This is a genomic window from Streptococcus atopicus, assembly GCF_049166725.1.
GTDB lineage: Bacteria > Bacillota > Bacilli > Lactobacillales > Streptococcaceae > Streptococcus > Streptococcus hominis.
The window spans coordinates 116,480-139,755 of the sequence record NZ_JBMHFC010000004.1; the positions used below are offsets into that span (position 1 = coordinate 116,480).

At 38.6% G+C, this 23,276-nt stretch carries 26 protein-coding genes and 2 pseudogenes; 24 read left to right on the forward strand and 4 right to left on the reverse strand.

Going from position 1 to position 23,276, the window contains the following annotated elements:
* Nucleotides 1-113 precede the first annotated feature (113 nt).
* Nucleotides 114-770 (forward strand): CBS domain-containing protein, encoded by a 657-nt coding sequence (locus tag ACOMA9_RS04305; protein WP_003025613.1) that lies wholly within the window; start codon nucleotides 114-116, stop codon nucleotides 768-770.
* A gap of 66 nt (nucleotides 771-836) precedes the next feature.
* On the opposite strand, the gene ACOMA9_RS04310 is transcribed toward ACOMA9_RS04305, so the two are convergent.
* Nucleotides 837-1,700, reverse strand: coding sequence for a YitT family protein (locus tag ACOMA9_RS04310; RefSeq protein WP_059221034.1), 864 nt, complete (start codon nucleotides 1,698-1,700; stop codon nucleotides 837-839).
* A 154-nt stretch (nucleotides 1,701-1,854) separates the two neighbouring features.
* Here ACOMA9_RS04310 and tmk point away from each other — a divergent pair, with 154 nt between their 5' ends.
* The 7 genes from tmk (at nucleotide 1,855) to nth (ending at nucleotide 6,433) form a co-directional block, all read left to right on the forward strand.
* The gene (gene tmk / locus ACOMA9_RS04315; RefSeq protein WP_003028324.1) at nucleotides 1,855-2,493 is read left to right on the forward strand and encodes a dTMP kinase; all 639 of its coding nucleotides are present in this window, start codon (nucleotides 1,855-1,857) and stop codon (nucleotides 2,491-2,493) included.
* Entirely contained in the window at nucleotides 2,490-3,383 is an 894-nt protein-coding gene (locus ACOMA9_RS04320; RefSeq protein ID WP_106082944.1) for a DNA polymerase III subunit delta', read from the forward strand. Before tmk ends, ACOMA9_RS04320 begins: the two co-directional genes overlap by 4 nt.
* A 34-nt stretch (nucleotides 3,384-3,417) precedes the next feature.
* On the forward strand, nucleotides 3,418-3,735 hold the full coding sequence (yabA, locus tag ACOMA9_RS04325) for a DNA replication initiation control protein YabA (RefSeq protein WP_003043534.1): 318 nt from the start codon (nucleotides 3,418-3,420) through the stop codon (nucleotides 3,733-3,735).
* A 2-nt stretch (nucleotides 3,736-3,737) separates the two neighbouring features.
* A complete protein-coding gene (gene rsmI / locus ACOMA9_RS04330; protein WP_106082946.1) occupies nucleotides 3,738-4,604 on the forward strand; it encodes a 16S rRNA (cytidine(1402)-2'-O)-methyltransferase in 867 nt (288 codons plus the stop codon).
* Between the two features lie 2 nt (nucleotides 4,605-4,606).
* Nucleotides 4,607-5,113, forward strand: coding sequence for a methylated-DNA--[protein]-cysteine S-methyltransferase (locus tag ACOMA9_RS04335; protein WP_022525179.1), 507 nt, complete (start codon nucleotides 4,607-4,609; stop codon nucleotides 5,111-5,113).
* Nucleotides 5,114-5,132: 19 nt separating this feature from the next.
* Nucleotides 5,133-5,486 (forward strand): arsenate reductase family protein, encoded by a 354-nt coding sequence (locus ACOMA9_RS04340; protein ID WP_330944836.1) that lies wholly within the window; start codon nucleotides 5,133-5,135, stop codon nucleotides 5,484-5,486.
* Between the two features lie 323 nt (nucleotides 5,487-5,809).
* Complete coding sequence (gene nth, locus ACOMA9_RS04345; protein ID WP_330944837.1) at nucleotides 5,810-6,433, forward strand: endonuclease III; 624 nt, start codon at nucleotides 5,810-5,812, stop codon at nucleotides 6,431-6,433.
* Between the two features lie 24 nt (nucleotides 6,434-6,457).
* Here the strand turns inward: nth and ACOMA9_RS04350 are convergent, their stop codons facing one another.
* Complete coding sequence (locus tag ACOMA9_RS04350; RefSeq protein ID WP_070670580.1) at nucleotides 6,458-7,285, reverse strand: exodeoxyribonuclease III; 828 nt, start codon at nucleotides 7,283-7,285, stop codon at nucleotides 6,458-6,460.
* 115 nt (nucleotides 7,286-7,400) lie between these two features.
* Here ACOMA9_RS04350 and ACOMA9_RS04355 point away from each other — a divergent pair, with 115 nt between their 5' ends.
* The 5 genes and pseudogenes from ACOMA9_RS04355 (at nucleotide 7,401) to ACOMA9_RS04375 (ending at nucleotide 10,030) form a co-directional block, all read left to right on the forward strand.
* Nucleotides 7,401-7,646: a hypothetical protein gene (locus ACOMA9_RS04355; protein WP_330944839.1), complete on the forward strand. Its 246-nt coding sequence runs from the start codon at nucleotides 7,401-7,403 to the stop codon at nucleotides 7,644-7,646.
* A gap of 206 nt (nucleotides 7,647-7,852) precedes the next feature.
* Nucleotides 7,853-8,131: an autorepressor SdpR family transcription factor gene (locus tag ACOMA9_RS04360; protein ID WP_330944840.1), complete on the forward strand. Its 279-nt coding sequence runs from the start codon at nucleotides 7,853-7,855 to the stop codon at nucleotides 8,129-8,131.
* Nucleotides 8,121-8,756, forward strand: a pseudogene (locus ACOMA9_RS04365) (SdpI family protein). The gene ACOMA9_RS04360 and the pseudogene ACOMA9_RS04365 overlap by 11 nt, the downstream one beginning before the upstream one ends.
* Before the next feature lie 189 nt (nucleotides 8,757-8,945).
* Nucleotides 8,946-9,401, forward strand: a complete 456-nt coding sequence (locus ACOMA9_RS04370) for a DUF3290 family protein (RefSeq protein WP_330944841.1) — start codon at nucleotides 8,946-8,948, stop codon at nucleotides 9,399-9,401.
* Nucleotides 9,398-10,030 carry a DUF421 domain-containing protein gene (locus ACOMA9_RS04375; protein ID WP_223350915.1) on the forward strand — a complete coding sequence of 211 codons (633 nt, stop codon included), beginning with the start codon at nucleotides 9,398-9,400 and terminating at the stop codon, nucleotides 10,028-10,030. Before ACOMA9_RS04370 ends, ACOMA9_RS04375 begins: the two co-directional genes overlap by 4 nt.
* Nucleotides 10,031-10,392: 362 nt before the next feature.
* Here the strand turns inward: ACOMA9_RS04375 and ACOMA9_RS04380 are convergent, their stop codons facing one another.
* Nucleotides 10,393-10,653, reverse strand: a complete 261-nt coding sequence (locus ACOMA9_RS04380; RefSeq protein ID WP_330944842.1) for a SemiSWEET family transporter — start codon at nucleotides 10,651-10,653, stop codon at nucleotides 10,393-10,395.
* A 241-nt stretch (nucleotides 10,654-10,894) separates the two neighbouring features.
* Here ACOMA9_RS04380 and metG point away from each other — a divergent pair, with 241 nt between their 5' ends.
* Nucleotides 10,895-12,892, forward strand: a complete 1,998-nt coding sequence (gene metG / locus ACOMA9_RS04385; protein ID WP_330944843.1) for a methionine--tRNA ligase — start codon at nucleotides 10,895-10,897, stop codon at nucleotides 12,890-12,892.
* A gap of 478 nt (nucleotides 12,893-13,370) precedes the next feature.
* Here the strand turns inward: metG and ACOMA9_RS04390 are convergent, their stop codons facing one another.
* Nucleotides 13,371-14,552 (reverse strand): DUF2974 domain-containing protein, encoded by a 1,182-nt coding sequence (locus ACOMA9_RS04390; protein ID WP_330944844.1) that lies wholly within the window; start codon nucleotides 14,550-14,552, stop codon nucleotides 13,371-13,373.
* Between the two features lie 93 nt (nucleotides 14,553-14,645).
* Here ACOMA9_RS04390 and ACOMA9_RS04395 point away from each other — a divergent pair, with 93 nt between their 5' ends.
* From ACOMA9_RS04395 to ACOMA9_RS04440, 10 genes and pseudogenes are all read left to right on the forward strand, one after another.
* Nucleotides 14,646-15,332 (forward strand): response regulator transcription factor, encoded by a 687-nt coding sequence (locus ACOMA9_RS04395; RefSeq protein ID WP_247937188.1) that lies wholly within the window; start codon nucleotides 14,646-14,648, stop codon nucleotides 15,330-15,332.
* Nucleotides 15,316-16,296 carry a sensor histidine kinase gene (locus tag ACOMA9_RS04400; RefSeq protein ID WP_421424748.1) on the forward strand — a complete coding sequence of 327 codons (981 nt, stop codon included), beginning with the start codon at nucleotides 15,316-15,318 and terminating at the stop codon, nucleotides 16,294-16,296. Before ACOMA9_RS04395 ends, ACOMA9_RS04400 begins: the two co-directional genes overlap by 17 nt.
* Before the next feature lie 122 nt (nucleotides 16,297-16,418).
* A pseudogene (locus ACOMA9_RS04405) lies at nucleotides 16,419-17,173 on the forward strand (TraX family protein).
* Between the two features lie 204 nt (nucleotides 17,174-17,377).
* Complete coding sequence (locus ACOMA9_RS04410) at nucleotides 17,378-18,157, forward strand: ABC transporter ATP-binding protein (RefSeq protein ID WP_106082959.1); 780 nt, start codon at nucleotides 17,378-17,380, stop codon at nucleotides 18,155-18,157.
* Nucleotides 18,138-20,114: an FtsX-like permease family protein gene (locus ACOMA9_RS04415; RefSeq protein WP_151379837.1), complete on the forward strand. Its 1,977-nt coding sequence runs from the start codon at nucleotides 18,138-18,140 to the stop codon at nucleotides 20,112-20,114. Before ACOMA9_RS04410 ends, ACOMA9_RS04415 begins: the two co-directional genes overlap by 20 nt.
* A gap of 152 nt (nucleotides 20,115-20,266) precedes the next feature.
* Nucleotides 20,267-21,133, forward strand: coding sequence for an ABC transporter ATP-binding protein (locus ACOMA9_RS04420; RefSeq protein ID WP_070671100.1), 867 nt, complete (start codon nucleotides 20,267-20,269; stop codon nucleotides 21,131-21,133).
* 1 nt (nucleotide 21,134) lies between these two features.
* Nucleotides 21,135-21,998 (forward strand): ABC transporter permease, encoded by an 864-nt coding sequence (locus ACOMA9_RS04425; RefSeq protein ID WP_151379838.1) that lies wholly within the window; start codon nucleotides 21,135-21,137, stop codon nucleotides 21,996-21,998.
* Between the two features lie 43 nt (nucleotides 21,999-22,041).
* Nucleotides 22,042-22,479: a LytTR family DNA-binding domain-containing protein gene (locus tag ACOMA9_RS04430; RefSeq protein ID WP_247906335.1), complete on the forward strand. Its 438-nt coding sequence runs from the start codon at nucleotides 22,042-22,044 to the stop codon at nucleotides 22,477-22,479.
* Between the two features lie 12 nt (nucleotides 22,480-22,491).
* Entirely contained in the window at nucleotides 22,492-22,896 is a 405-nt protein-coding gene (locus tag ACOMA9_RS04435) for a DUF3021 domain-containing protein (protein WP_247905541.1), read from the forward strand.
* Nucleotides 22,897-23,060: 164 nt separating this feature from the next.
* Nucleotides 23,061-23,189, forward strand: coding sequence for a hypothetical protein (locus ACOMA9_RS04440; protein WP_003028293.1), 129 nt, complete (start codon nucleotides 23,061-23,063; stop codon nucleotides 23,187-23,189).
* Nucleotides 23,190-23,276: the final 87 nt, after the last annotated feature.

The following is a 23,276-nucleotide window of genomic DNA, read 5'->3' on the forward strand; positions in this document are numbered from 1 at the left end:
TTTATTCACTAATAATATTCTTGAAAACATAGGTAAGTAGATTGAAAGCGTTTGAAATAAACTAGAAAATACAGTATAATAGAACTGAAAGATCAAAGATAAAGGAGATTCCCATGGCAGTTAAAGATTTTATGACACGAAAAGTAGTGTACATTAGTCCAGACACGACGGTAGCGCATGCGGCGGATATTATGCGGGAGCAAGGATTGCACCGGCTTCCTGTTATTGAAAATGACCAATTGGTCGGTTTGGTGACTGAAGGAACGATTGCCGAAGCAAGTCCTTCAAAAGCGACCAGCTTGTCTATCTATGAGATGAATTATTTGCTAAACAAGACCAAAATTAAAGATGTCATGATTCGTGATGTGGTGACGGTGTCACAATTTGCTAGCTTGGAAGATGCTACTTACTTGATGCTGAAAAATAAAATTGGCATTTTGCCAGTGGTGGACAATCAGCAAGTATACGGCGTCATTACAGATCGTGATGTTTTCAGAGCCTTTCTTGAAATTGCTGGCTATGGTGAAGAAGGCATTCGCGTGCGTTTCATTACAGAAGATGAAGTCGGTGTGTTGGAGAAGATAGTGCATTTGATTGTCGAAGAAAATCTCAACATCTCTAACGCTGTTAATATTCCACGCAAAGATGGCAAGGTTATCATTGAAGTTCAAATTGATGGCAATGTGGATTTGCCGGCTTTAAAAGCGAAATTTGAAGACAAAGGTATTCAGGTAGAAGACATTACCCGTACTTCAGCAAAAGCTTTATAAGACAATAAAAACGCATGAAAACAGTTAAAAGACTGTTTTCATGCGTTTTTTATACTAATTGCAAGATTATTTCTGAATTGGTTGCTTATTAACATCTAAGGTAAATCCTTCACCAAGGATTTCATGGGCATCTGTAATGGTAATAAAGGCATGTGGATCGACGCTATGAATAACTTTTTTCATGGATTGCATTTCGTTTCGTCCAACAACGCAGTAAATGAGTTTCAGATCATTCTCGCTGTAGTAGCCTTGTCCATTGATAAAAGTAATTCCACGACCGAGATCTTCGTCAATTTTCTTTGCTAATTCTTCTGGATGGCTAGTGATAACCATGAAGCCCTTGCCGGCATAACCGCCTTCACCAATCAAGTCAATTACTCGTGAAGCGATAAAGACAAAAATCAAGGTATAAGTCACTAAGCGAACATCTTTAAAAACAAGTATAACGAAAATAAGGACGCAGAAGTCTACAGTAAACATCAATTTTCCCATGGAGATATTCGTATACTTGTTAGCGATTCGAGCAATAATATCGGTACCGCCAGTCGTACCACCGGCATTGAAAACAATTCCTAGTCCAACGCCAGCAATAATCCCTGTCAGAAGCGTCACAATCACGAGGTCGCCTTCAAGGTTAATCACGAAAGGGATTTTTTCAAAGACCGCCAGCCAAGCAGAAACGGCAAAAGTTCCTAAGATACTAGAGTACAAAAGCCGCGATCCAAAAATTTTCCAAGCAATAATGAAAAGAGGAATGTTGATGATGAGATTCATCAGTGAAACAGGAATCTTAAAAAGATAGTATGTAATGAGGGTCACACCAGTTGCGCCTCCCTCATACAAATGATTCGGAATAATCAGATAATTGATTGCAAAAGCAAAAATTCCAGCTCCTAGAATAATCGTTAGATAGTTTTTAAACTTAGACATAATAACCTCCTAATAATTTCTGTACATTCTATTGTATCAAATCTTGAAAACTTATGTATCATTTTGAAAAAATTTTTTTAAACTTTTTCTGGCAATGATTTTTCTGGAGTTTTTTGTTAAAATAGAAAGGAGAAAAAGGAAGAAATGAGTTAGTATGGCAAAAGGAATATTCATCTCTTTAGAGGGACCAGATGGTGCAGGAAAATCAAGTGTTTTAGAAGCCTTGATTCCGATTTTAGAAGCAAAAGGGCAGGCGTTTGTCACTACGCGTGAGCCTGGTGGAGTGGCAGTTGCGGAGAAGATTCGCGATGTTGTTTTAGATCCGAAGCATACGGAAATCGATGAAAAAACGGAATTGCTCCTCTATATTGCCAGTCGTAGGCAACATTTGGTGGAACGTATTTTACCTGCTTTAGATCGTGGTGAAATGGTGCTGGTGGATCGCTTTATTGATAGTTCGGTGGCGTATCAAGGTTTTGGTCGAGGCTTGAAGGTGGCTGATATTGATTGGCTGAATGATTTTGCGACCGACGGTTTGAAGCCAGATTTGACCCTTTATTTTGATATTGAAGCAGAGGAAGGCTTGGCTCGTATTGCTAAGAGCAAAGAGCGTGGTGCGGACCGCTTGGATCGTGAAAGTGTGGAATGGCATCGGCGCGTGCGTGAGGGGTATTTGTCTATTCTTGAAAAAGAGCCAAATCGTGTGAGAAAGATTGATGCTAGTCAGCCATTAGAAAAGGTCGTTGCAGATACTTTAGCAGTATTGGCAGAACGAGTTGAGAGTTTAAGATGAAAATAGAAGAATTAGCTCAGTTGCAGCCAGTTTTGTTTGAGCGTTTTGAGCACATTTTACAGCAACATCGGCTGAATCATGCTTATCTGTTTACAGGGGCTTTCGGCAGTTTTGAAATGGCTCAATGTTTGGCACAGAGCTTGTTTTGCACCAATAAAAATGGCGTTTTTCCTTGTGGAAAATGTCGAAATTGTCGGTTGATTGAGGAAGAGGATTTTTCAGATGTGACAGTCGTCCGTCCTGTCAATCAGATTATCAAGACAGAGCGTGTCCGAGAACTAGTGCGTAATTTTTCTCAGTCAGGGTTTGAAAGCAGCAAGCAAGTGTTTATCATTTGTGATGCGGACAAGATGCATGTCAATGCAGCTAATTCGCTGTTGAAGGTCATTGAAGAGCCGCAAAGTGAAGTGTATATTTTCTTGTTGACAGCGGATGAAAATCTTATTTTGTCCACGATTAAAAGCCGAGCGCAGCTATTTCATTTTCCAAAAAATCAAGTCTATTTGCTTGAAAAATTGGAGCAGGCTGGGCTGATAAAGACACAAGCAGAATTGTTAACTGCTTATAGTCAAACAGAAGAAGAAGCCCTACGTTTGGCGGCCAGCCCAGCTTTTTTTGACTTGGCAGCAGAATGTGAGCGTTTTGCATCGCTTTGCTTAAATCGAAAAGAGGCCGCTTATTTGCAGGTTGCGAAGTTGGCTAGTCTGGCAGATGATAAGGAAAAGCAAGAACAGGTTTTGAAACTCTTGGAGCTTCTCTGTGCAAAAGAAATACAAACAACGTGGGGACGCTTCTATTTAGAAGGTATATTTACAGCAAGAAAAATGTGGCAAGCCAATGTTAGTTTTCAAAATGCACTAGAATATATGGTGTTACAAGAAAGAGAATGATGTGCTACGTTGGCACAGGGAAATGGTAGTGAGGATGAATAAAAAAGAATTATTTGATGCCCTTGATGAATTTTCTCAAAATCTGCTTGTTACTTTGGCAGAGGTAGAGGCGATTAAGAAAAATCTGAAAAGTGTGGTGGAAGAAAACGTAGCGCTTCGCTTGGAAAATGATAAATTAAGAGAGCGATTAGGTCAAGTGGAGCACGCAGCAGCACCAAAAACGAAAAGAAATCGAGATAATCTGCGCAAACTCTATGAAGATGGATTTCACGTGTGCACGGATTTTTATGGTCAACGTCGTGAAAATGATGCAGAATGTATGTTTTGTGATGAATTGCTTTTTAGGGAGTAAGCATGCAGATTCAAAAGAGTTTTAAAGGTCAGTCTCCTTATGGGAAGCTCTATCTGGTGGCTACTCCGATTGGGAATATGGACGATATGAGTATCCGTATGGTGAATACTCTGAAAGAAGTTGACTTCATTGCAGCAGAAGATACCAGAAATACTGGTCTGTTGCTCAAGCATTTTGACATTGCTACGAAGCAGATTAGCTTTCATGAGCATAATGCCAAAGAAAAAATCCCTGATTTGATTCGTTTGCTGAAAAGTGGTCAGGATATTGCGCAGGTTTCGGATGCCGGCTTGCCTAGCATTTCGGATCCAGGGCATGATTTAGTCAAAGCTGCTATTGCTGAGGAAATCGCAGTAGTGACTGTACCTGGTCCCAGCGCAGGTATTTCAGCTTTGATAGCTAGTGGTCTTGCTCCGCAACCTCATATTTTTTATGGATTTTTGCCACGCAAGGCCGGTCAGCAAAAAGAGTTTTTTTCTAATAAAAAAGCCTACCCAGAGACACAGATTTTTTACGAATCTCCTCATCGGGTTAAGGCTACTTTAGAAAATATGCTTAGTGTCTATGGAAATCGCTCCGTTGTTCTGGTACGGGAATTGACTAAGATTTATGAGGAATACCAACGTGGTTTGATTTCCGAAGTGATAGACCATATTTCAGAAAATCCGCTCAAGGGTGAATGCTTGCTGATTGTAGAAGGAGCGAGCGAAGAAGTGGTTGAGCAGTCAGAAGCGGATTTGTTGGCAGAGATTGATTTTCTAGTAGCAGCAGGAGCAAAGAAAAATCAAGCTATCAAAGAAGTGGCTAAAAAATATGGTTGGAATAAGAGTGAATTATATGCTCGTTATCATGAGCAAGTCAGTGAGTAAAAATGACTTTTTATAAACAAATTTATACTTCCCCTTTAGGAGAAATGTCTTTAGTTGCTGATGAGACAGGGCTGGTTGGAGTCTGGTTTCTCAAGCAGAAATATTTTGAGCGCGGTTTAGAGGAGAATTTACTCTTAGCAGAAAATGAGGTTTTAAAAGAGACGAAGAATCTGCTAGATTGCTATTTTAACGGAGATTGTCCAGACTTTTCGAGTCTTGTTTTGGCTCCTGTTGGGACGGATTTTCAACAACGGGTCTGGGCTTATCTGCAAACTATTCCTTATGGGGCAACGGTTACTTATGGTCAGATAGCAAAGGAGTTAGATGTTCGCTCGGCGCAGGCTGTTGGTGGTGCTGTGGGTAAAAATCCTTTTTCAATCATCGTTCCCTGTCATCGAGTGCTGGGAAGTCAAGGACAATTAACTGGCTATGCTGGGGGATTAGACAAGAAAATATGGCTCTTGGAGCATGAAGGCGTAGAGCTTAGCGAGAAAGCTTTAGATAAATGATACAAATGGAGAAAATGATATGTTACGATTTATTGAATATCCAAAATGTTCGACCTGTCGCAAAGCCAAGGCTGAATTAAACCGCTTGGGTTTGGACTTTGAAGCGGTGGATATTGTCAAGGAAACACCGAGTAAAGAGGAAATTTTAACTTGGATGGAAACTTCTGATTTAAACATCAAATCTTTCTTCAACACTAGCGGGCTCAAATATCGTGAGCTAGGTTTGAAAGATGAACTATCAGGATTGTCCGCCGAAGAAGCCGCAGAGCTTTTAGCAACCGATGGTATGCTCATCAAACGACCAATCTTAGAAAAAGACGGAAAAATCCTGCAAATAGGCTACCGCACAGAGTATGCAACATTAAATTTGTAAACACAAAAGAAGTGAGGCAACAATTGCGATTTTAAAGAAATCCATTTTGTCGTCTCACTTCTTTTTAAGCTCTCTATTTTGGTATCATTGGTGTTCATGTTATAATGTTTTTATATACTGAGAAAATTTCTTCAAACCTTGTTAGCTTGATAGTGAGATAGATCTAAAATTTGAAAATGTTAATCGTCAGTCTCTTAATTTAATCATCCAATACAACATATCCCGCTAGATATTTTGTATAGTCTCACTTTGCAAGGTTGCTAAACAGTCTATGAGACTGTTTGATTTTCAGTGAATATTAGTAAAAAACGAAAAGAGAAAAAATGGTTTTATCAAAAAAACGTGCGCGAAAGGTAATTGAGGAAATCATCGCTCTATTTCCAAATGCGAAACCTAGCTTGAATTTTACCAATCATTTTGAATTGTTAGTAGCGGTCATGCTGTCAGCTCAAACGACCGATGCAGCAGTCAATGCTGTTACACCAGCCCTTTTTAAAACCTATCCAACTCCACGGGAAATGGCGGCGGCATCAGAAAGCGAGATTGCCAAGTATATCGCTCGTCTTGGACTTTATCGCAATAAGGCTAAGTTTTTGAAAAAATGTGCTCAGCAGTTGCTAGATGACTTTGGCGGTCAAGTCCCACATACACGAAAGGAATTGGAAAGTCTTGCGGGTGTAGGACGCAAAACAGCCAATGTGGTTATGAGTGTTGGCTTTGGTATTCCGGCTTTTGCAGTAGATACCCATGTGGAGCGGATTTGCAAACACCATGATATTGTCAAAAAGTCGGCTACCCCTTTAGAAGTCGAACAACGTGTGATGGAAGTGTTGCCCAAAAATGAATGGCTTCCAGCTCACCAAGCTATGATTTGCTTTGGTCGTGAAATCTGCCACCCAAGAAATCCTGAATGTGACCAATATCCACAACTGTATCATTTTGATTGAAAAAAAGAGGAGAAACCTCTTTTTTTATAACTCAATTTCCAATACAATTGGTGTGTGGTCTTGCCTTGTACCTGAGTCAATCATTTCTGACTTGGTTACTTTATCTGCAATTCGATTGCTGGTCAGCCAGTAGTCAATTCTCCAACCACTGTTATTGATTTTGCTGGTCTTGCTGCGTTGTGCCCACCAGCTATAAACATTTGGAATATCGCCGTGAATGTAACGGAAAGTATCAGTAAAACCACGATTTAACAGATTGGTAAATCCGGATCGTTCTTCATCTGTAAATCCAGGTGAGCGACGGTTGCTAGAAGGATGAGCGAGGTCAATCTCATTGTGGGCTACATTGTAGTCCCCTGTAGCAAGGACAGGTTTTTCTATGTCTAAAGCTGTTAGATAGTCAGCATATTTTTTGTCCCAGATTTGTCGTTCTTCTAAACGTTTTAAACCATCACCTGCATTGGGAGTGTAGACTTGTGTGACAAAGAATTTTTCAAACTCAAGGGTAATAATACGCCCTTCGGCATCCATAGTAGAAGGTGCACCGATTTCTGGGAAGGTTATTTTTGGAGATAGATTCTCTTTGTATAAAAACATAGTTCCGGCATAACCTTTACGTGCAGGTTCTATAGAAGAGCGCCATGTAGTTTCATAATGTGGGAATAATTCATCCAAAACTTTTAGATGTTTTTTAGTTGGTCCGTTAGCAGATAATTTAGTTTCCTGAATGGCGATAATATCAGCGTCTAATCTTACTAAAGTTTGTAAAACAGCTTGTGACAATTGCGCGCGTGCAGAGTCGCTGGTCAAAGCTGCGTTGAGAGAGTCAATATTCCAAGAAATGAGTTTCATACGGATACCTTTTCTAGATTTATTTTTTCTATTGTATCAAAAAATGACTGGCTAAGCGAGTTTGAGGTTGTAAAAAGGATAGTAAGGTGTATAATATTAGTCAAAGGGGATAAAAATGGGTGAATTATTATTACTATTATTATTGAAAGTCGTCTTATTCATATTCTTTCTTTGGTACCTTATTAAGTTACTTCGTTTGAGGGGAAAACAAACATCTTCTGAGCCATTTTGGGTACCGAAGAAAATTGGTGTTGGAATTGGGGTCAATCCAAGGAATACAGCTGGTTTTTGGGTAAGTCTGGCTGTGACACTTTCGGTCCTGATTGTTCTTTCTGCCTTGATAGTCTCTTTCTTTTTGTAGAAATCATTTGAAGGTGCAGGACCTTCTTTTTTATTTAGAAAGTTAACTAAATATCTATTGTATTTTTTAAAAATAAAGCGTATAATTCTATTTAGAAGAATATCTAAATAGAAAGTGGAAGTGATGAAGATGTCAAAAAAGAGTAGTATCTTTGCCTTTATTGTTCCTTACGCTAGCCATTTTACAAAAGGAAAGGAAGAGTAGACATGAGTTTTACTAATACCTTCAAGGCCCTATCTCATCCTGTGAGAAGAGCAATTTTAGATTTGTTAAAAATGGGCAAGATGTCTGCTGGGGAAATAGCAGACCAGTTTGAATTGACAGGAGCTACCATTTCGCATCACCTTAATATTTTAAAAAAAGCAGATTTGATTTTGGAGACGCGCCAGAAAAATTATATCTATTATGAACTCAATACTTCAGTCTTGGAAGACGTTGTAGTTTGGTTAGCTGAATTGAAAGGAGATAAGGCTAATGAAGATTGATAAAAAACTATTGATACTAACGAGTGCTAGTATTTTGGTGCCTATGTTGATAGGCTGCTTTTTCTGGCAACAGTTGCCCCAAACAGTCGCAACGCATTTTGATTTTTCGAATCAAGTAAATGGATTCAGTAGTCGAGGGTTTACAGTTTTTGGGATTCCTAGTTTTCTGCTGCTTATACATTGGTTTTGTTTATTTGTGACTAGCAAGGATCCTAAATCTAAGAATATTAGCTTGAAAATGTGGCATCTGGTTTATTGAATTATTCCTTTGACATCTTGTTTAGTCATGACAGCTATTTACGCGCAAGCCTTGGGTTATGCAGTTAATCATGCTCTGATGAATGGTATGTTTTTAGGAGTTCTATTTATTGCTATTGGGAATTACATGCCAAAAACTCGTCGCAATTATACGGTTGGTATACGTCTCCCATGGACTTTGGATAATGATGATAATTGGATGAAGACACATCGTCTGGCTGGTAAAATTTGGGTGATTGGTGGTATTATCATTTTCTTTAATGGTTTCGTTCAGATTGCAGTTACGTTTGTGCTTGTTTTTACTCTAATCATTATGATTGTAGTGCCAATGATTTATTCTTACTGGTTATCTAAAAGGATACATTGATTCATTTGCTGTTTAGCTTGAAACTTTTTTAGTCTAATTATCGTTGTGGGAGCGGGACGACAAAATTGAACTCTTTGAGTTGCTGATTTTTGTCTCGCTCCTATTATCTTGTTAAAATACGATTTCTAGAAATATTGAAAAATATTGAAAAATTTTCTATAATAGGCCGAGAAAATAGAGGGAGAAAAAATGAAATTTTATTCTTATGATTATGTTTTGAGTCAAATCAGCCAGCAAAACTGGGTGACGATTGGACTTTCTATTTTGTTGTTACTTGTGACAGGTTTTTTTGCTTTTAAGGCCTATCGAAATAAGCGCGATTCGAAATTTCGTGAATTGGCGATTATCTCCATTTTGTCTTTGATTGCTATCGTTCTGATTGGGATTAGTACTTTTCAGACCAATCAAGCCTCTAATAACCAGTTTCAAACTTCTCTTCATTTTATTGAAGTTATTTCAAAAGATTTGGGAGTAGATAGGTCAGAGGTTTATGTCAACACTTCAGCTGCGACGGATGGAGCGATTTTAAAAGTTGGAAAAGATTTTTATCGAGCTATGAGTGGCAGTGAGCCAGATAAGTATTTACTGGAAAAAATTAAATTGCATAAGACAATAGATATCAAATTAGTGGAGGTTAAAAAATGACATTGAATTTTCTTGAAATCCTGATTAAACTAGCGTTGGGACTGTTTTCACTCGTGTTTGTTATCAATGTGACAGGAAAAGGAAATCTGGCACCTAATTCCGCAATCGACCAGATTCAAAATTATGTTCTAGGTGGTATTATTGGTGGGGTGATTTACAATAGTTCTATTAACATTCTCCAGTATGCGATCATCCTCATTATGTGGACGATTTTGGTCTTGACTCTAAAATGGCTCAATAACAATATTCGGACAGTCAAGCATTTGATTGATGGTAAACCGACTACCCTGATTCAGCACGGGAAGTTGAGCCCTGAAGCCTGCCGCTCCGTTGGCCTTTCAGCGGCTGATGTGGCTCTGAAGTTGCGTAGCCAAGGAATTTTTCAACTAAAGCAAGTTAAACGAGCAGTCATGGAACAAAACGGTCAGCTTATTGTCGTACAGGCAGGTGAAGAAAATCCTAAATACCCTGTTATCACAGACGGTGTTGTCCAGATTGATATTTTAGATTCTATTGACAAAACAGAAGAATGGTTAATCGAGAGGCTTGCTAAGGAAGGCTATACTGATATTTCTAATATCTTCATCGCAGAATATGAAAGTGGTAACTTGAGCGTTGTGACGTATTAAGACTATTTTCCTTTTTGAATAGATAAAAGCAAAAAAGAGAAAAGGAGATCTTGCTAGGAATCTTGCAGAGAAATCAGGATAAAGGTGCTGCGAAGCTTATTTGAGATAAAAAGGTGAAAAATGAAGCTGCTGTTGAAATTATAGTTTAAAAACAGATAGCATTAAAGATAGCAAAGGAATATTAAAAAATCTTTTTCTAAAACGGCACAAATATAAAAAATAAAGCTCTATCTGACTAGTCCATCCAGATAGAGCTTTTGTTTTTGAGTAAATCAGAGTTTTTGTTTGTAATTCTATTCTTGTAAGAACTGTCAACAAAAATCCTTACTGTCAGATAGGACAGTAAGAGAATTCAATCAGGGTTAGAACATTGCTGTTAGTACAGTAATAAGTCCAAATACAATACCTGGAGCATTTGCGGCAGCAAGTGGTAAATCGCGTTCTTTTTTAAACAAACCATAATAAACCCAAAGGCTACAGTTGATTGCAGCTACCAAAGGTTGGATAAAGTTTCCCTTATGTCCAGCTAAATTATCCATAATTTGTGGTATATAAGATACATACATCATGACAGACATGAATGTTGCCATCCATCCTATCATTTTCATTCGTTTTTCGTCCATTTATATAATTTCTCATAAAATGTAGTGTAGAAAACTAGAATTCATTTATAACTAAATTAATGTAAAATAATTAATGCAATATCACTATTTTATACTAATCATAAAATTTAAGCAAGAATAATATACTAATAACTATGAGTGTAGCATAAATCAACTCTATTTTTTATTTAAAAAACTATGTAATATGTTATAATAAAGTGTTATCAAATATGAGGTTTCATTTGCCTTGAAAGGAAAAGCTATGACTGAAAAGAATTTTTATATTACAACGCCAATTTACTATCCAAGCGGTAAGCTCCATATTGGGAGTGCTTATACGACCATTGCTTGCGATGTCCTTGCTCGTTACAAACGTCTCATGGGTTATGATGTTTTTTATTTGACAGGGCTTGATGAGCACGGTCAAAAGATTCAGCAGAAAGCGGAAGAAGCAGGTATTACACCGCAAGCCTATGTTGACAGCATGGCAGTTGGTGTTAAGGAACTTTGGAAACTTCTTGATATTTCTTACGATAAATTTATCCGTACGACGGATGATTACCATGAAAAAGTAGTAGCAGATGTTTTTGAACGTCTTCTGGCGCAAGATGATATTTATCTAGGTGAGTATTCTGGTTGGTATTCTGTTTCGGATGAGGAATTCTTTACAGAAAGTCAGTTAGAAGAGGTCTTCCGTGATGAAAATGGCAAGGTGACAGGGGGAATTGCTCCGTCAGGTCACGAAGTGGAATGGGTTTCAGAAGAATCGTATTTCCTCCGTCTCAACAAATATGCTGATCGATTGGTAGCCTTCTTTAAAGCCCATCCTAACTTTATCCAACCAGATGGTCGGATGAATGAAATCATCAAAAACTTTATCGAGCCAGGCTTGGAAGATTTGGCAGTATCACGGACTTCTTTCACTTGGGGAGTGCCTGTACCGTCCAATCCAAAACACGTGGTGTATGTCTGGATTGATGCTCTGCTCAATTATGTGACAGCTCTGGGCTATGATCAAGATGCAGATGCCAACTTTGAAAAATTCTGGAATAATGGAACAGTCTTCCACATGGTTGGAAAGGATATCTTGCGTTTCCACTCTATCTACTGGCCAATCATGCTCATGATGCTGGATATGAAATTGCCAGATCGCTTGATTGCCCATGGTTGGTTTGTCATGAAGGACGGTAAGATGTCTAAATCTAAGGGCAATGTCGTCTATCCAGAAATACTGGTGGAACGCTTTGGGCTGGATCCGCTTCGCTATTATCTCATGCGTAGTCTTCCAGTCGGTTCTGATGGCACTTTTACGCCAGAAGATTATGTTGGTCGTATCAACTATGAACTTGCCAATGACCTTGGAAATCTCCTCAACCGTACGGTTGCTATGATTAACAAGTATTTTGACGGTCAAGTGCCGATTTATAAAGAGAATGTGACAGAATTTGATGCGGACTTGGCAGCAGTAGTAGCAGAAAATATCGCAATCTACCACAAACAGATGGATGCCGTGGACTATCCACGAGCCTTGGAAGCAGTGTGGAATATCATTTCTCGTACTAACAAGTATATTGACGAAACAGCACCTTGGGTGTTGGCTAAAGATGAAGCCAAACGTGATGAATTAGCGGCAGTTATGGCACATTTGGTAGCTAGTCTACGTGTGGTAGCTCATCTTATTCAACCGTTCATGATGACGACATCAAATGCTATCATGGGGCAACTTGGCTTAGGTACAGATTTTGACCTTGAAAATCTAGATTTGGCAGAACTGCCAACAGGCTTGACTGTTGTTGCTAAAGGTACACCTATCTTCCCACGTCTAGATATGGAAGAAGAAATTGCTTATATCAAGGAGCAAATGGAAGCCAATAAGCCAGCCATTGAAAAGGAATGGGAGCCAGAAGAAGTAGAACTCAAACTCAACCGCAAGGAAATCAAGTTTGACGATTTTGACAAAGTAGAACTCCGTGTTGCAGAGGTTAAAGAAGTTTCTAAAGTTGAAGGTTCTGATAAATTGCTTCAATTCCGCTTGGATGCGGGAGACGGCGAAGATCGTCAAATTCTGTCTGGGATTGCTAAATACTATCCAAACGAGCAAGAATTGGTTGGCAAGAAAGTCCAAATCGTAGCGAACCTCAAACCACGCAAGATGATGGGACGTATCAGCCAAGGCATGATCCTCTCAGCAGAATATGGTAATCAACTAACTCTGCTCACAGTAGATCAAAATGTACCAAATGGTAGCTTGATTGGGTGAGCCCACAGGAAGATTAGAATTAAAAATGAGCCTGGGACAATAATGTCTCAGCCTCGCTTTGTTTATCGTTTTGGTCAATGGAATAAAAGAAATTGGTAGTCTATTACCTACATCAACGGCTTATCTAAGAATTGTTTCCCCACGTCTGATGGTCGGATAATTTTCCTAAAAAGTAGTTCACTTCGTCCGAGGGTCGGATAGTCTTCCTAAAAAGTAGTTCGCTCCGTCCGAGGGTCAGATAGCCTGCCTAAAAAGTAGTTCACGTCGTCCGAGAGTCGGACAGTCTGCCTGAAAAGTGGTTCACTTCGTCTGAGGCTCGGATAGCCTGCCTGAAAAGAAGTTTGCTCCGTCTGAGGGTCGGACGACCTTCACGAAAATAGATTTACTTCATCCGAGGGTCGGACGACCTATTTGAGTAGTAGTTAAAAAAAGGGAGTGAGACAGGACTCCCTTTTGTAGTATAAAACATGATGATGCACTATTCATCTTTATTTAAAAATGAAAATCTCTCCGTCAGGCTCGCCCAATTTCCCCGCATATCGGTCATAAAAGTGGCTGGATTGGGTGTTTTAAAATCATCAATCCAAGCTTGGTAACGGATTGAAATGAGGAGCCGAGTTAAGCGGTTCAGCATTTCTTTTTCTTGCTCGGTAAGGGCGTGGGCATTTTGGACGATAGTTAGCACTTTCTTGATACTGTTGGGTTGGAAAAATTCATCAATGGACGTAATCTGAGCGTCTAAAATGAGACCGAAAAAGATATCAAAGAAATCTTTGAGCTCGTCATCAGGAACAGTTTCCACCCATTCTTTTAGAGTTTTGTCTGTCTGAATGCTGTCTGGGTTGAGCGTGTCAAGTAAGATAAAGTGCTCATTTTCAATTTGCCAAGAGAAAGTGTCATGCTGGGCAATTCCACCAATGGCTACGCTTTTAACGATGTGAGCTTGTTTAGGCGTTTCCAGCATCATCCCGACGATAGAGCCTTGAGGAATGTAGCGTTTGATTTTTGAAGCAATGCTTTGATAACCCTCTGTTTCAATAATCGTATGGTTTAATCCTGGAGCATCAAAACTGTAGATTTGCTTGATTCTATCTTGCAAAGAAGGCTCTACTTGGCTGCTAGCATAAGTCGCCAGATTACCACCTTTGGAATGTCCGGTCAAGATAAAGGTGGCTGTTGGAAATGCCTGCATGACCTTTTGAACGTAGCGTACAGCAGTTTGCTGCGCAGGGACATGCTCCATATAAGTCATGTGAAAATCTTCTTTCCAACCGATAATGGAATCATCCGTTCCGCGAAAAGCAATGACGAAGGTATCCAAATCAATCTTATAAGTCATAGCAGCAAATTGTTTTTGCACATCTAAGTCAATATCATTCACATAACCTAAGAGTTTGATGTTCTTATAGCGTTTGACACTTGCTGCCTGCTGCAAGAGTGCCAAGCGGTGTTTGGTATTCATCATGGAGTTTTCTTGGGGCATATATTGTGGCACATCAGTTAAACGGCTGGCTTTTTGCAGGTCAAGACCGTCCGTGACGATTGTGTTATAGTTTAGATACGTAATCTCGGTCAAAAGCAGAATATCCAGCTCTGTAAAGGGCTGATCGTAGATACTGTCGTATTGTACATCTTCTAAATAGTTAAAAATATTTCCCATAAAGGCTCTCTTTTCTGAAAATCTATTGTTAGTATAGCATATTTTCCCAAGTCTTTGTTATAATAGAGAAAGAAAGCGGAAATGAGGGATAGAATGCACAAGATATTATTAGTAGAAGACGATGCCGTCATTCGCCAACAAGTCAAAAAAATGCTGGAGCAATGGGGATTTGAAGTGGTTGCAGTAGAGGATTTCATGCAGGTTTTGACGATTTTTGCCAAGGAAGAACCACATCTAGTGCTAATGGATATTGGTCTCCCACTTTTTAATGGTTATCATTGGTGCCAAGAAATTCGCAAGATTTCTAAAGTGCCTATTATGTTTTTGTCATCAAGAGACCAAGCAATGGATATCGTCATGGCTATCAATATGGGGGGAGATGACTTTGTCACCAAGCCTTTTGACAACAATGTTCTTCTTGCTAAAGTGCAAGGATTGTTGCGGCGGTCTTATGAGTTTGGAACGGATCAAAGCTTACTGGAATATCATGGAGTTATTCTCAATCTCAAGTCCATGGATATGGTTTATGAAGGTGAAGTCATTACCTTGACCAAAAATGAATTTCAGATTTTGCGCGTGCTGTTTGAGCATTCTGGCAGTATTGTCGCGCGTGATGACCTGATGAAAGAGCTCTGGAATAGTGATTTTTTCATTGATGACAATACCTTGTCGGTCAATGTGGCACGGTTGCGGAAAAAATTAGAAGAAGTCGGTCTCAAGAATTTCATTGAAACAAAGAAAGGTATAGGCTACGGATTAACCAATGGATCATCAGAATAAGCGTCTATTTTTCAAATATTATTTCTGTTCGCGTCAGTTTTTATGTTTGTTGCTACTTATTTTTTATAGTCTACTGTTTGCTTTTTCTTACCTTTTTGAAAGTGAACGTGCTGTTTTACGGTATGTCATGTTGCTCTTGCTCTTGGTTAGCTTGATAGGATTCGTCTTTGACTTTGTTAAACAATATCAAACTTTTCGTCGCGCTGTTTTATATGGAGAAAGTCAAGTAAAAACTCCCTTGGAAGCATTACTTTTCTCCAAAATCGAAACTTTAGAAAAGGACAAAAAAGAGCTGCAATTACAGCATCAAGCAAAGCAGAATGATCTATTAGATTATTATACACTTTGGGTGCACCAGATCAAGACGCCGATTGCTGCGAGCAAACTCTTGGTGGAGGATTTACAAGAGCAGACACTGAAAAATCAGTTAGAGCAAGAACTGTTTAAGATTGATTCTTATACAAACTTAGTCTTGCAATACCTGCGTCTGGAAAGTTTTCATGATGACTTGGTCGTGAAAAAAGAAAATATAGAGGACTTGGTCAAAGATGTTGTCAAAAAGTATGCGATTTTCTTTATTCAGCAAGGCCTTCGTCTAAATTTGCATGATTTGAATCACACCATTATCACGGATAAAAAATGGTTTGTCGTCATTTTAGAGCAGGTGCTCTCAAACAGTCTCAAATACACCAGCCAAGGTGGTATTGAAATTTTCTTTAAGGAAGATACCTTGTATATGAAAGATACTGGTTTGGGGATTCAAAATTCCGATCTTCTCCGTGTATTCGAGCGTGGCTTTTCCGGCTACAATGGGCGTCTAACGCACCAGTCATCCGGTTTGGGACTCTATTTATCTAAGAAAATTGTGGATGAACTGGGGCATGAGTTGCATTTGCAGTCGGTGGTTGGTGAGGGCACAACCGTTATGATTACTTTTAAAGAAAAGAAATTATTGTTTGAATAAATGCAATCTTACAAAATTGTAAGGTTAGCCTCTAAAAATGAAAGGTTATGTTATGGTAGCAGCCTTTCTTTTTTTGTATCATAAGTTTAGAAAATGAATGATGTTTAACAGAGGAGACAGTCATGAAAACAAAAGGATTGAACGCTTTTCAGCTCAAGCTCTTAATGGCTTTTTTAATGGTCTTTGATCACCTTGAAAAAATACCAGGCTTACTGTCAGGTGAATGGGCGAGCATTTTTCATGCTTTAACACGCTGTGTGGCGGTTTGGTTTGCATTTGCAGCGGTCGAAGGCTTCTTATATACTCGAAGTCGTCTGCTTTATAATATACGCCTCTTTTTCTGGTCAGCTATCATGTTTGTCGGAAATACGATTCTCAATTTGCTGTTTCAGTCTAAAGGAGTTCAGATATATAATAATATTTTCTTAACCTTGGCTTGCGGTGTACTTGTCCTCAATATCTTTTTTGGCATAAACCAAACGAGCAATCCAGTTGATATTAAACGCCAGCCCATTCGCTTTATCTTAGGCATTGTTGTTTGCTTGCTGGTTTTGTGACAGAAGGTGGTATGGTCATTATTCCATTTATGTTGATTACCTATACTTGCAGGGAAAAGAAAAACCTACGCAATCTTCTGTATGGTATTTTAACGGTTGTCCTATTTTGTATGAGCATTCAGATTTATCCGTCATGGAGTGACACGCTGTTAATGATGTTTTATAATTCAGATTGGCTCTTTATTACAGTACTGCCTTTCATTTCACTTTATAATGGTGAGCGCGGTCCTGCGACCAAGTGGAGCAAGTATTTCTTTTATATCTTTTATCCAGCACATTTATGGTTGATTACATGTATCGCTTACCTCGTACACAAGTAGATGAAAAATTGGACGATGATGAATTGGCTACAATAGGAAGATTGGAAAAAGAAAGCTGAGGATAAATATGGTAAAATTTTATTGAAACAAGACAAGCAATTGCTTCAACCAAGTGTTAAAAGATATTGAAAAAGCGCAATTTGGCTATGAAGTGAGTCAATCAGCGCAACAGTTATATTTTAGATTTTAAAAAAGGAGAAAATGATGACACTATTAGACGTACAACATGTGAAGAAAATTTACAAAACCCGCTTTCAAGGCAACCAAGTAGAAGCGCTGAAAGATATCCATTTTACGGTGGACAAAGGTGATTATGTCGCTATCATGGGTGAATCGGGTTCTGGGAAATCCACTCTGCTCAATATTCTTGCCATGCTAGACAAGCCAACCGAAGGACGTGTCTTTCTTAATGGCACCGACACCGCGACAATCAAAAACAGCCAGGCTTCGAGCTTCCGTCGGGAAAAATTAGGCTTCGTTTTTCAAGATTTCAATCTGTTAGACACGCTCTCGGTCAAGGACAATATCCTCTTGCCGCTCGTTCTGTCACGCCGCCCGATTACAGAAATGATGCAAAAGCTAGTCACGACTTGTAATGAACTGGGGATTAACCAATTGCAGGAAAAGTTTCCCTATGAAATTTCAGGTGGTCAAAAGCAACGGGTGGCAGTAGCGCGTGCTATTATCACCAATCCAGAAATTCTGCTGGCAGACGAGCCGACAGGTGCGCTCGACTCTAAGTCTTCGGCGGCGCTTTTAGATGTATTTGATGACATCAATGATCGTGGACAAACCATTCTCATGGTAACGCACTCGACTTCGGCGGCAAGCCGTGCCAAGCGCGTACTATTTATCAAGGACGGCATTTTGTATAATCAAATCTTCCGAGGAGATAAGACGGAGCGGCAGATGTTCCAAGAAATTTCAGATACCTTAACGGTTATGGCAAGTGAGGTGAGTGGTTATGTTCAAACTAACGAATAAATTAGCAGTCTCAAACCTGATAAAAAATCGCAGTCTGTATTATCCATTTGCTCTAGCAACGATTGTGGCAACAGCGATTTTATATAGTTTTGTATCGCTCGCTTACAGTCCAAATCTGGAAGCCAGCTATGGTGGCTCGGCGGCTCGTATGACCCTGCAATTTGGGATTTGGGTCGTTCAGATTGCAGTTCTTATCCTTATCACCTATGCCAATAGTTTTGTCATGAAGAATCGCTCACGGGAGCTTGGTTTGTACAGTATCTTAGGAATGGAGAAGCGGCATATGCTGCTGATGACTTTCTTTGAAATGTTTTACTTTTTCTTAGTGACTGTCGGACTTGGGATTGGCTTGGGTTTTCTTTTAGACAAATTGCTTTTTGCAGTTTTACTGAAATTTATGGGAATGAAAGTAGTGATTGCCTCAACTTTCCAATGGTCGAATATCTTCACCGTTTTAGCTAGTCTGGGTGTGGCTTTTGCGCTGATTCTCTTTTTAAATTCCACGCGCCTGCTTCGTTACAGCTCGCTTCATTTGATGAGAGAAAAGAAGGCTGGGGAGAAAAAAGGACGATTTCTTGGCTTACAGACACTTGTGGGGTTAGGATTTCTGGCTGCGGCTTATTATATCGCACTCACAGTTGAGAAACCAGTTGCTGCGATTTTGAATTTTTTTATCGCAGTTCTCATGGTCGTTTTAGCAACCTACCTCCTCTTTAACGCTGGAACGATTACGCTTTTGCAATTTTTAAAGAAAAGAAAGAAGTACTATTATAAAACGCAGAATTTTATTTCTGTTTCTAATTTGATTTCTCGTATGCGTAAGAATGCTGCAGGCTTAGCTACGATTTCAATCCTTTCAACCATGCTACTGGTGACCTTGGTTGGCTCTATTAATATCTATGTGGGTGGGAAAGACTATCTGACAACTTTGTATCCAAAGGATTATAATATCATGGTTACAAGCGCAAAGACGGATAAAAATGCAGCAATTTTACAAGCAGTCAAAGAAGTAGCACGGGAAAAAGGCTTGACAGATGCCAAGTATGAAAATTATAGTTATCAATTTTCTATGATTTCAAAAATCAATGGCAATCAGCTGACTATTGCCGAAACGACGGATGGACTAAGTGTAGAAGAAGTTCAAAATATGATTGCTCCTCTCCTTGTCATCAGTCGTCAAGAGTACGAAAAAATGACAGGAAAAACCGTTGATTTGGCTGATAATGAAGCACTTCTATATGCAAAAAATCTTCAAATCAATCAAAAGCAAGCTCTTACCATCAATGGAAAATCGTGGAATATCAAAGAGCATTTGACAACGGATTTTGCACATGGCAAGATTGTCAATACATCTGGTATGGTATCAGAAAAAAACATGTATATGGTTGTCAATAATCCTAGTCAAGTCGGTCTGAAATCTTTCTATACTTACTACATCGGTATCCAATCTTCCAATAAACAGGTTGATCTCCAAGAAAGTATTTTCAATGCTCTTCAGCAACAAGGTCAGGAAAGTGGCAATATCAGTCTTTCTGAGCGTTATCACATTGAAAAAGAATATCAGGGTGTGATTGGGACTCTTCTATTTATCGGAATTTTCCTTTCTACGATTTTCCTGCTTGGGACAGTTCTTGTGATTTATTACAAACAAATTTCAGAAGGTTATGAAGATCGTGAAGGATTTATCATTTTGCAGAAAGTCGGACTGGATGAGAAGCAAACGAAAGCAACGATTCGCAAACAAATTTTAACAGTTTTCTTCTTACCACTTATCTTTGCCTTTCTTCATATCGCTGTTGCTTTTCATATGTTGCAGCTGATTGTCGCTCTCTTAGGTGCAACAAATGTGCCGTTACTCATTCAAACAACAATAGCCACTTGCGGTGTCTTCCTCTTAGTTTACATCTTAGTGTTTGTGATAACCTCCAGAAGCTACCAAAAGATTGTAGCACGATAAGTATTTTGAACCATTCGTCTTTTGGCGAGTGGTTTTTATCTTGTAAATCTGACTTCTTATCTAGTTAGTAGAACCTCTTATCCAAAAGTGCGAGATTTTTTTAAAAGTGAGGAGTATGATAAGTTCGTAAAATAAATTATTGGAGGAACGTTATGCTACTAGAAACACGCCATCTTAGCAAAGTCTATGATAATAAGCAAGCTGTGAATGATTTGAATCTTCAGATTGAAACAGGAAGTTTTACCGCTATTTTAGGACCAAACGGTGCTGGAAAGTCTACAACGATTCAAATGTTGACAGGGCTTTTGCAACCTACGGCAGGAGAGATACTGTATGATAACCCCATTAAATTAGGTGTTGTTTTCCAAAACAGTGTTTTAGATGATATGCTAACGGTGCAAGAAAATTTAGAAATCAGAGCAGGTCAATATAAGGATATTGATAAAGGAAAAGTTGATAACTTAGTGAATCAATTGGGATTGCAAAATTTCTCAACGCAATTATATGGGACTTTATCAGGTGGACAAAAACGACGAGTGGATATTGCCCGTGCTCTGCTGAATAGCCCAGATATTCTCTTTCTTGATGAACCAACTACGGGTTTAGATATTCAAACTAGGAAAGCCATTTGGGAGCTGATTCACCAGTTGCAAATAAAAGAGAAGATGACGGTTATCTTAACCACTCATTATTTAGATGAAGCAGATGATGCAGATATGATTTATATTGTGGATCACGGTCAAGTGATTGCTAAAGGCTCTGCTAATCGGATTAAAGAGCAGTATGCTCAGAATTTTCTCAAGGTATTCGTGACCGATACTGCTGATTTTAAAGAAATTTTGAAGGAAGAGATTCCTTTTGAGGAAGTAAGAGTGAATGAACTGTTGATTCACCCAGAAACGACAGAAAAGGCTTTAGAGATTCTAACGTGTGGTCGCTCTTTTATTCGACAATTTGAATTTCGACCAGGAACAATGGACGATGCTTTTATGGCGTTGACAGGAAGAGAGGTACGTTAAAATGATAATGCTCATTAAAAGAAATTTTTTACTATATTTTCGTAATCGTAGTGGGGTTCTTTTCTCCCTTCTTGGAGCAATGATTTCCTTTATTTTATACTTGGTCTTTTTGAAAGCAAATATCAAGACCTCTTGGAGTCAAGTCCCTCACACTAATCAGTTATTGGATTCGTGGTTGATTGGTGGAACGCTTGCCATTACAGGATTAACCACAACCTTTTCTAGTTTTTCCCAACTAGCGAAAGATAGAGAAAGTAACGTAACACAAGACCTAGTTCTGACAGATTTAGGACGCTGGGGCTTGTCTATCAGTTACCTTCTGAGTACTGCCATCATTGGATTTTTGATGCAAATCATTATGTTTGCTGTCATGGAAGGCTACTTTATCTGGGACGATCAGATTATCTTTGATTGGACTTTGCTTCCTCAGGTTCTCCTTATTATGGTGCTCAATGCACTCTTATGCTCGATTTTCAATGGTATTCTTGTGAATCGCTTCAAATCAGTAGATACGCTTGGAAAGCTAGCAACGATTATCGGAGCTGCCTCTGGTTTCTTAGTTGGGACCTATATTCCAATAGGGGTTCTTCCGTCATTTGCTCAAACGATAATGAAATGTACTCCCTCCACATATATTGCTTCTCTCTTTAGACAAGTAATGATGAAAGATAGCTTAGCTACTGCTTTTCATCATAATACAGCAGCGCAAGATTATTTTGAAAAGATGATGGGCATTCAATTAAAATGGGAATCTCTATTGACAATGAAAGAAACATACTATATAGTTGTAGTAGTTTTAGTTACCTTGCTTGTCATTTGGATAATCCAACAGCTTGCTACCAATCGGTGGACTAAAACTGCTTAAATTGATAGAAAGTTAGAGAAATTTTTTGCAGACTAAATTCAAAATGAATCCAACCATTCCTTCAAATGATCCACTTGTTGTGATTCAAGCGGGCGAGTTAGAAGCTGAAGCCAAAGAAATTTTTGAATATTTACATCAGTACAAGTCGTCTTATGTGAATGCTATTCCCATTAAAACAGATGATAAAATTGTTATGGTAAAGACGGATCAGATTATTTTGGCAGACATCAATCAGACAACATTGATGGTGTATTGTGTGGATGGCATCTATGCGACGACCGAAACACTCACACATTTTCAAAGTCGAGTTAATCGTAAAAACTTTATTCAAATTTCAAAACACGCTGTCATCAATATTGACCATTTGTTATCATTATCGGATAGCTTTTCAGGAAATATGACGGCTAGATTGACAAACAAAATTAAGTCAAGTGTCAGTCGAAAATACGTCAGATTGTTGATGGATTATCTCGGTTTGTAGAAAGGAAAAAACATGAAAAAAATTGTAGTGTCTATGTTAGAAGGCCTGCGTACGGGTTCTTTAGCGTATTTACTTGTTTTGGCTTTTCGAATCCAAGAATCACCTGTTACGACTTCTAACATTCTCAGTATTTTGATAATGAGTGCTTTGATTGGCTTGTTTTCCTTGCTGTTTGAAATTGAACGTTTTTCTTATTTAGTGCAGTTGACGATTCATTTTTTTCTTACTTTAATGGTGGTTAGTGTCATGATGGTCTATAATGGTTGGGCTTTTAATTTGGCACGGACTGAATTTTGGTTGGATTTTATTGTTATCTACATTTTAATTTGGCTGTTCGTTCGTTTAGACATTTATCTAAAAACAAAGAAAATCAATGAATCACTTGTAAAATTAAGAAAAAACCGTACAAAAGAATAGCTTAGGTCTTGTAGTTATATCCAGAGGGCTGGGGACACATTTGTCCAAGCCTTTTTTCTTACAAAAATGTAAGGTTATATGCATCAAATGAAAGGTTATGTTATGGTAGCTTTGCCAAGAGTTTTGTATTATATAAGTGTAAAGAAAAATAAAGGAGAAGCATCATGAAAACAATTTTATTTCACAAAAAATCAATGCCAAAAACTGCAAAAATTTCCAAAGAAGAAATTGAAAAGACAAAAATTGGCTGCGCTTCTAGTCAATACTATTTCTGGTTGCAGTATAGTCATTAAAAGATTGAATAAATTAAAAAATCATGTTCATCAATCTTACAAAAATGTAAGATAAAAGTGAAAAATGAAAGGTTAAAGTATGGAAAG

What these genes read in the sequence shown, in the direction of transcription:
- ACOMA9_RS04305 (WP_003025613.1), top strand. Translation starts at nt 114, where the DNA reads ATGGCAGTTAAAGATTTTATGACACGAAAAGTAGTGTACATTAGTCCA.
- ACOMA9_RS04310 (WP_059221034.1), bottom strand. Translation starts at nt 1,700, where the DNA reads ATGTCTAAGTTTAAAAACTATCTAACGATTATTCTAGGAGCTGGAATT.
- tmk (WP_003028324.1), top strand. Translation starts at nt 1,855, where the DNA reads ATGGCAAAAGGAATATTCATCTCTTTAGAGGGACCAGATGGTGCAGGA.
- ACOMA9_RS04320 (WP_106082944.1), top strand. Translation starts at nt 2,490, where the DNA reads ATGAAAATAGAAGAATTAGCTCAGTTGCAGCCAGTTTTGTTTGAGCGT.
- yabA (WP_003043534.1), top strand. Translation starts at nt 3,418, where the DNA reads ATGAATAAAAAAGAATTATTTGATGCCCTTGATGAATTTTCTCAAAAT.
- rsmI (WP_106082946.1), top strand. Translation starts at nt 3,738, where the DNA reads ATGCAGATTCAAAAGAGTTTTAAAGGTCAGTCTCCTTATGGGAAGCTC.
- ACOMA9_RS04335 (WP_022525179.1), top strand. Translation starts at nt 4,607, where the DNA reads ATGACTTTTTATAAACAAATTTATACTTCCCCTTTAGGAGAAATGTCT.
- ACOMA9_RS04340 (WP_330944836.1), top strand. Translation starts at nt 5,133, where the DNA reads ATGTTACGATTTATTGAATATCCAAAATGTTCGACCTGTCGCAAAGCC.
- nth (WP_330944837.1), top strand. Translation starts at nt 5,810, where the DNA reads ATGGTTTTATCAAAAAAACGTGCGCGAAAGGTAATTGAGGAAATCATC.
- ACOMA9_RS04350 (WP_070670580.1), bottom strand. Translation starts at nt 7,285, where the DNA reads ATGAAACTCATTTCTTGGAATATTGACTCTCTCAACGCAGCTTTGACC.
- ACOMA9_RS04355 (WP_330944839.1), top strand. Translation starts at nt 7,401, where the DNA reads ATGGGTGAATTATTATTACTATTATTATTGAAAGTCGTCTTATTCATA.
- ACOMA9_RS04360 (WP_330944840.1), top strand. Translation starts at nt 7,853, where the DNA reads ATGAGTTTTACTAATACCTTCAAGGCCCTATCTCATCCTGTGAGAAGA.
- ACOMA9_RS04370 (WP_330944841.1), top strand. Translation starts at nt 8,946, where the DNA reads ATGAAATTTTATTCTTATGATTATGTTTTGAGTCAAATCAGCCAGCAA.
- ACOMA9_RS04375 (WP_223350915.1), top strand. Translation starts at nt 9,398, where the DNA reads ATGACATTGAATTTTCTTGAAATCCTGATTAAACTAGCGTTGGGACTG.
- ACOMA9_RS04380 (WP_330944842.1), bottom strand. Translation starts at nt 10,653, where the DNA reads ATGGACGAAAAACGAATGAAAATGATAGGATGGATGGCAACATTCATG.
- metG (WP_330944843.1), top strand. Translation starts at nt 10,895, where the DNA reads ATGACTGAAAAGAATTTTTATATTACAACGCCAATTTACTATCCAAGC.
- ACOMA9_RS04390 (WP_330944844.1), bottom strand. Translation starts at nt 14,552, where the DNA reads ATGGGAAATATTTTTAACTATTTAGAAGATGTACAATACGACAGTATC.
- ACOMA9_RS04395 (WP_247937188.1), top strand. Translation starts at nt 14,646, where the DNA reads ATGCACAAGATATTATTAGTAGAAGACGATGCCGTCATTCGCCAACAA.
- ACOMA9_RS04400 (WP_421424748.1), top strand. Translation starts at nt 15,316, where the DNA reads ATGGATCATCAGAATAAGCGTCTATTTTTCAAATATTATTTCTGTTCG.
- ACOMA9_RS04410 (WP_106082959.1), top strand. Translation starts at nt 17,378, where the DNA reads ATGACACTATTAGACGTACAACATGTGAAGAAAATTTACAAAACCCGC.
- ACOMA9_RS04415 (WP_151379837.1), top strand. Translation starts at nt 18,138, where the DNA reads ATGTTCAAACTAACGAATAAATTAGCAGTCTCAAACCTGATAAAAAAT.
- ACOMA9_RS04420 (WP_070671100.1), top strand. Translation starts at nt 20,267, where the DNA reads ATGCTACTAGAAACACGCCATCTTAGCAAAGTCTATGATAATAAGCAA.
- ACOMA9_RS04425 (WP_151379838.1), top strand. Translation starts at nt 21,135, where the DNA reads ATGATAATGCTCATTAAAAGAAATTTTTTACTATATTTTCGTAATCGT.
- ACOMA9_RS04430 (WP_247906335.1), top strand. Translation starts at nt 22,042, where the DNA reads ATGAATCCAACCATTCCTTCAAATGATCCACTTGTTGTGATTCAAGCG.
- ACOMA9_RS04435 (WP_247905541.1), top strand. Translation starts at nt 22,492, where the DNA reads ATGAAAAAAATTGTAGTGTCTATGTTAGAAGGCCTGCGTACGGGTTCT.
- ACOMA9_RS04440 (WP_003028293.1), top strand. Translation starts at nt 23,061, where the DNA reads ATGAAAACAATTTTATTTCACAAAAAATCAATGCCAAAAACTGCAAAA.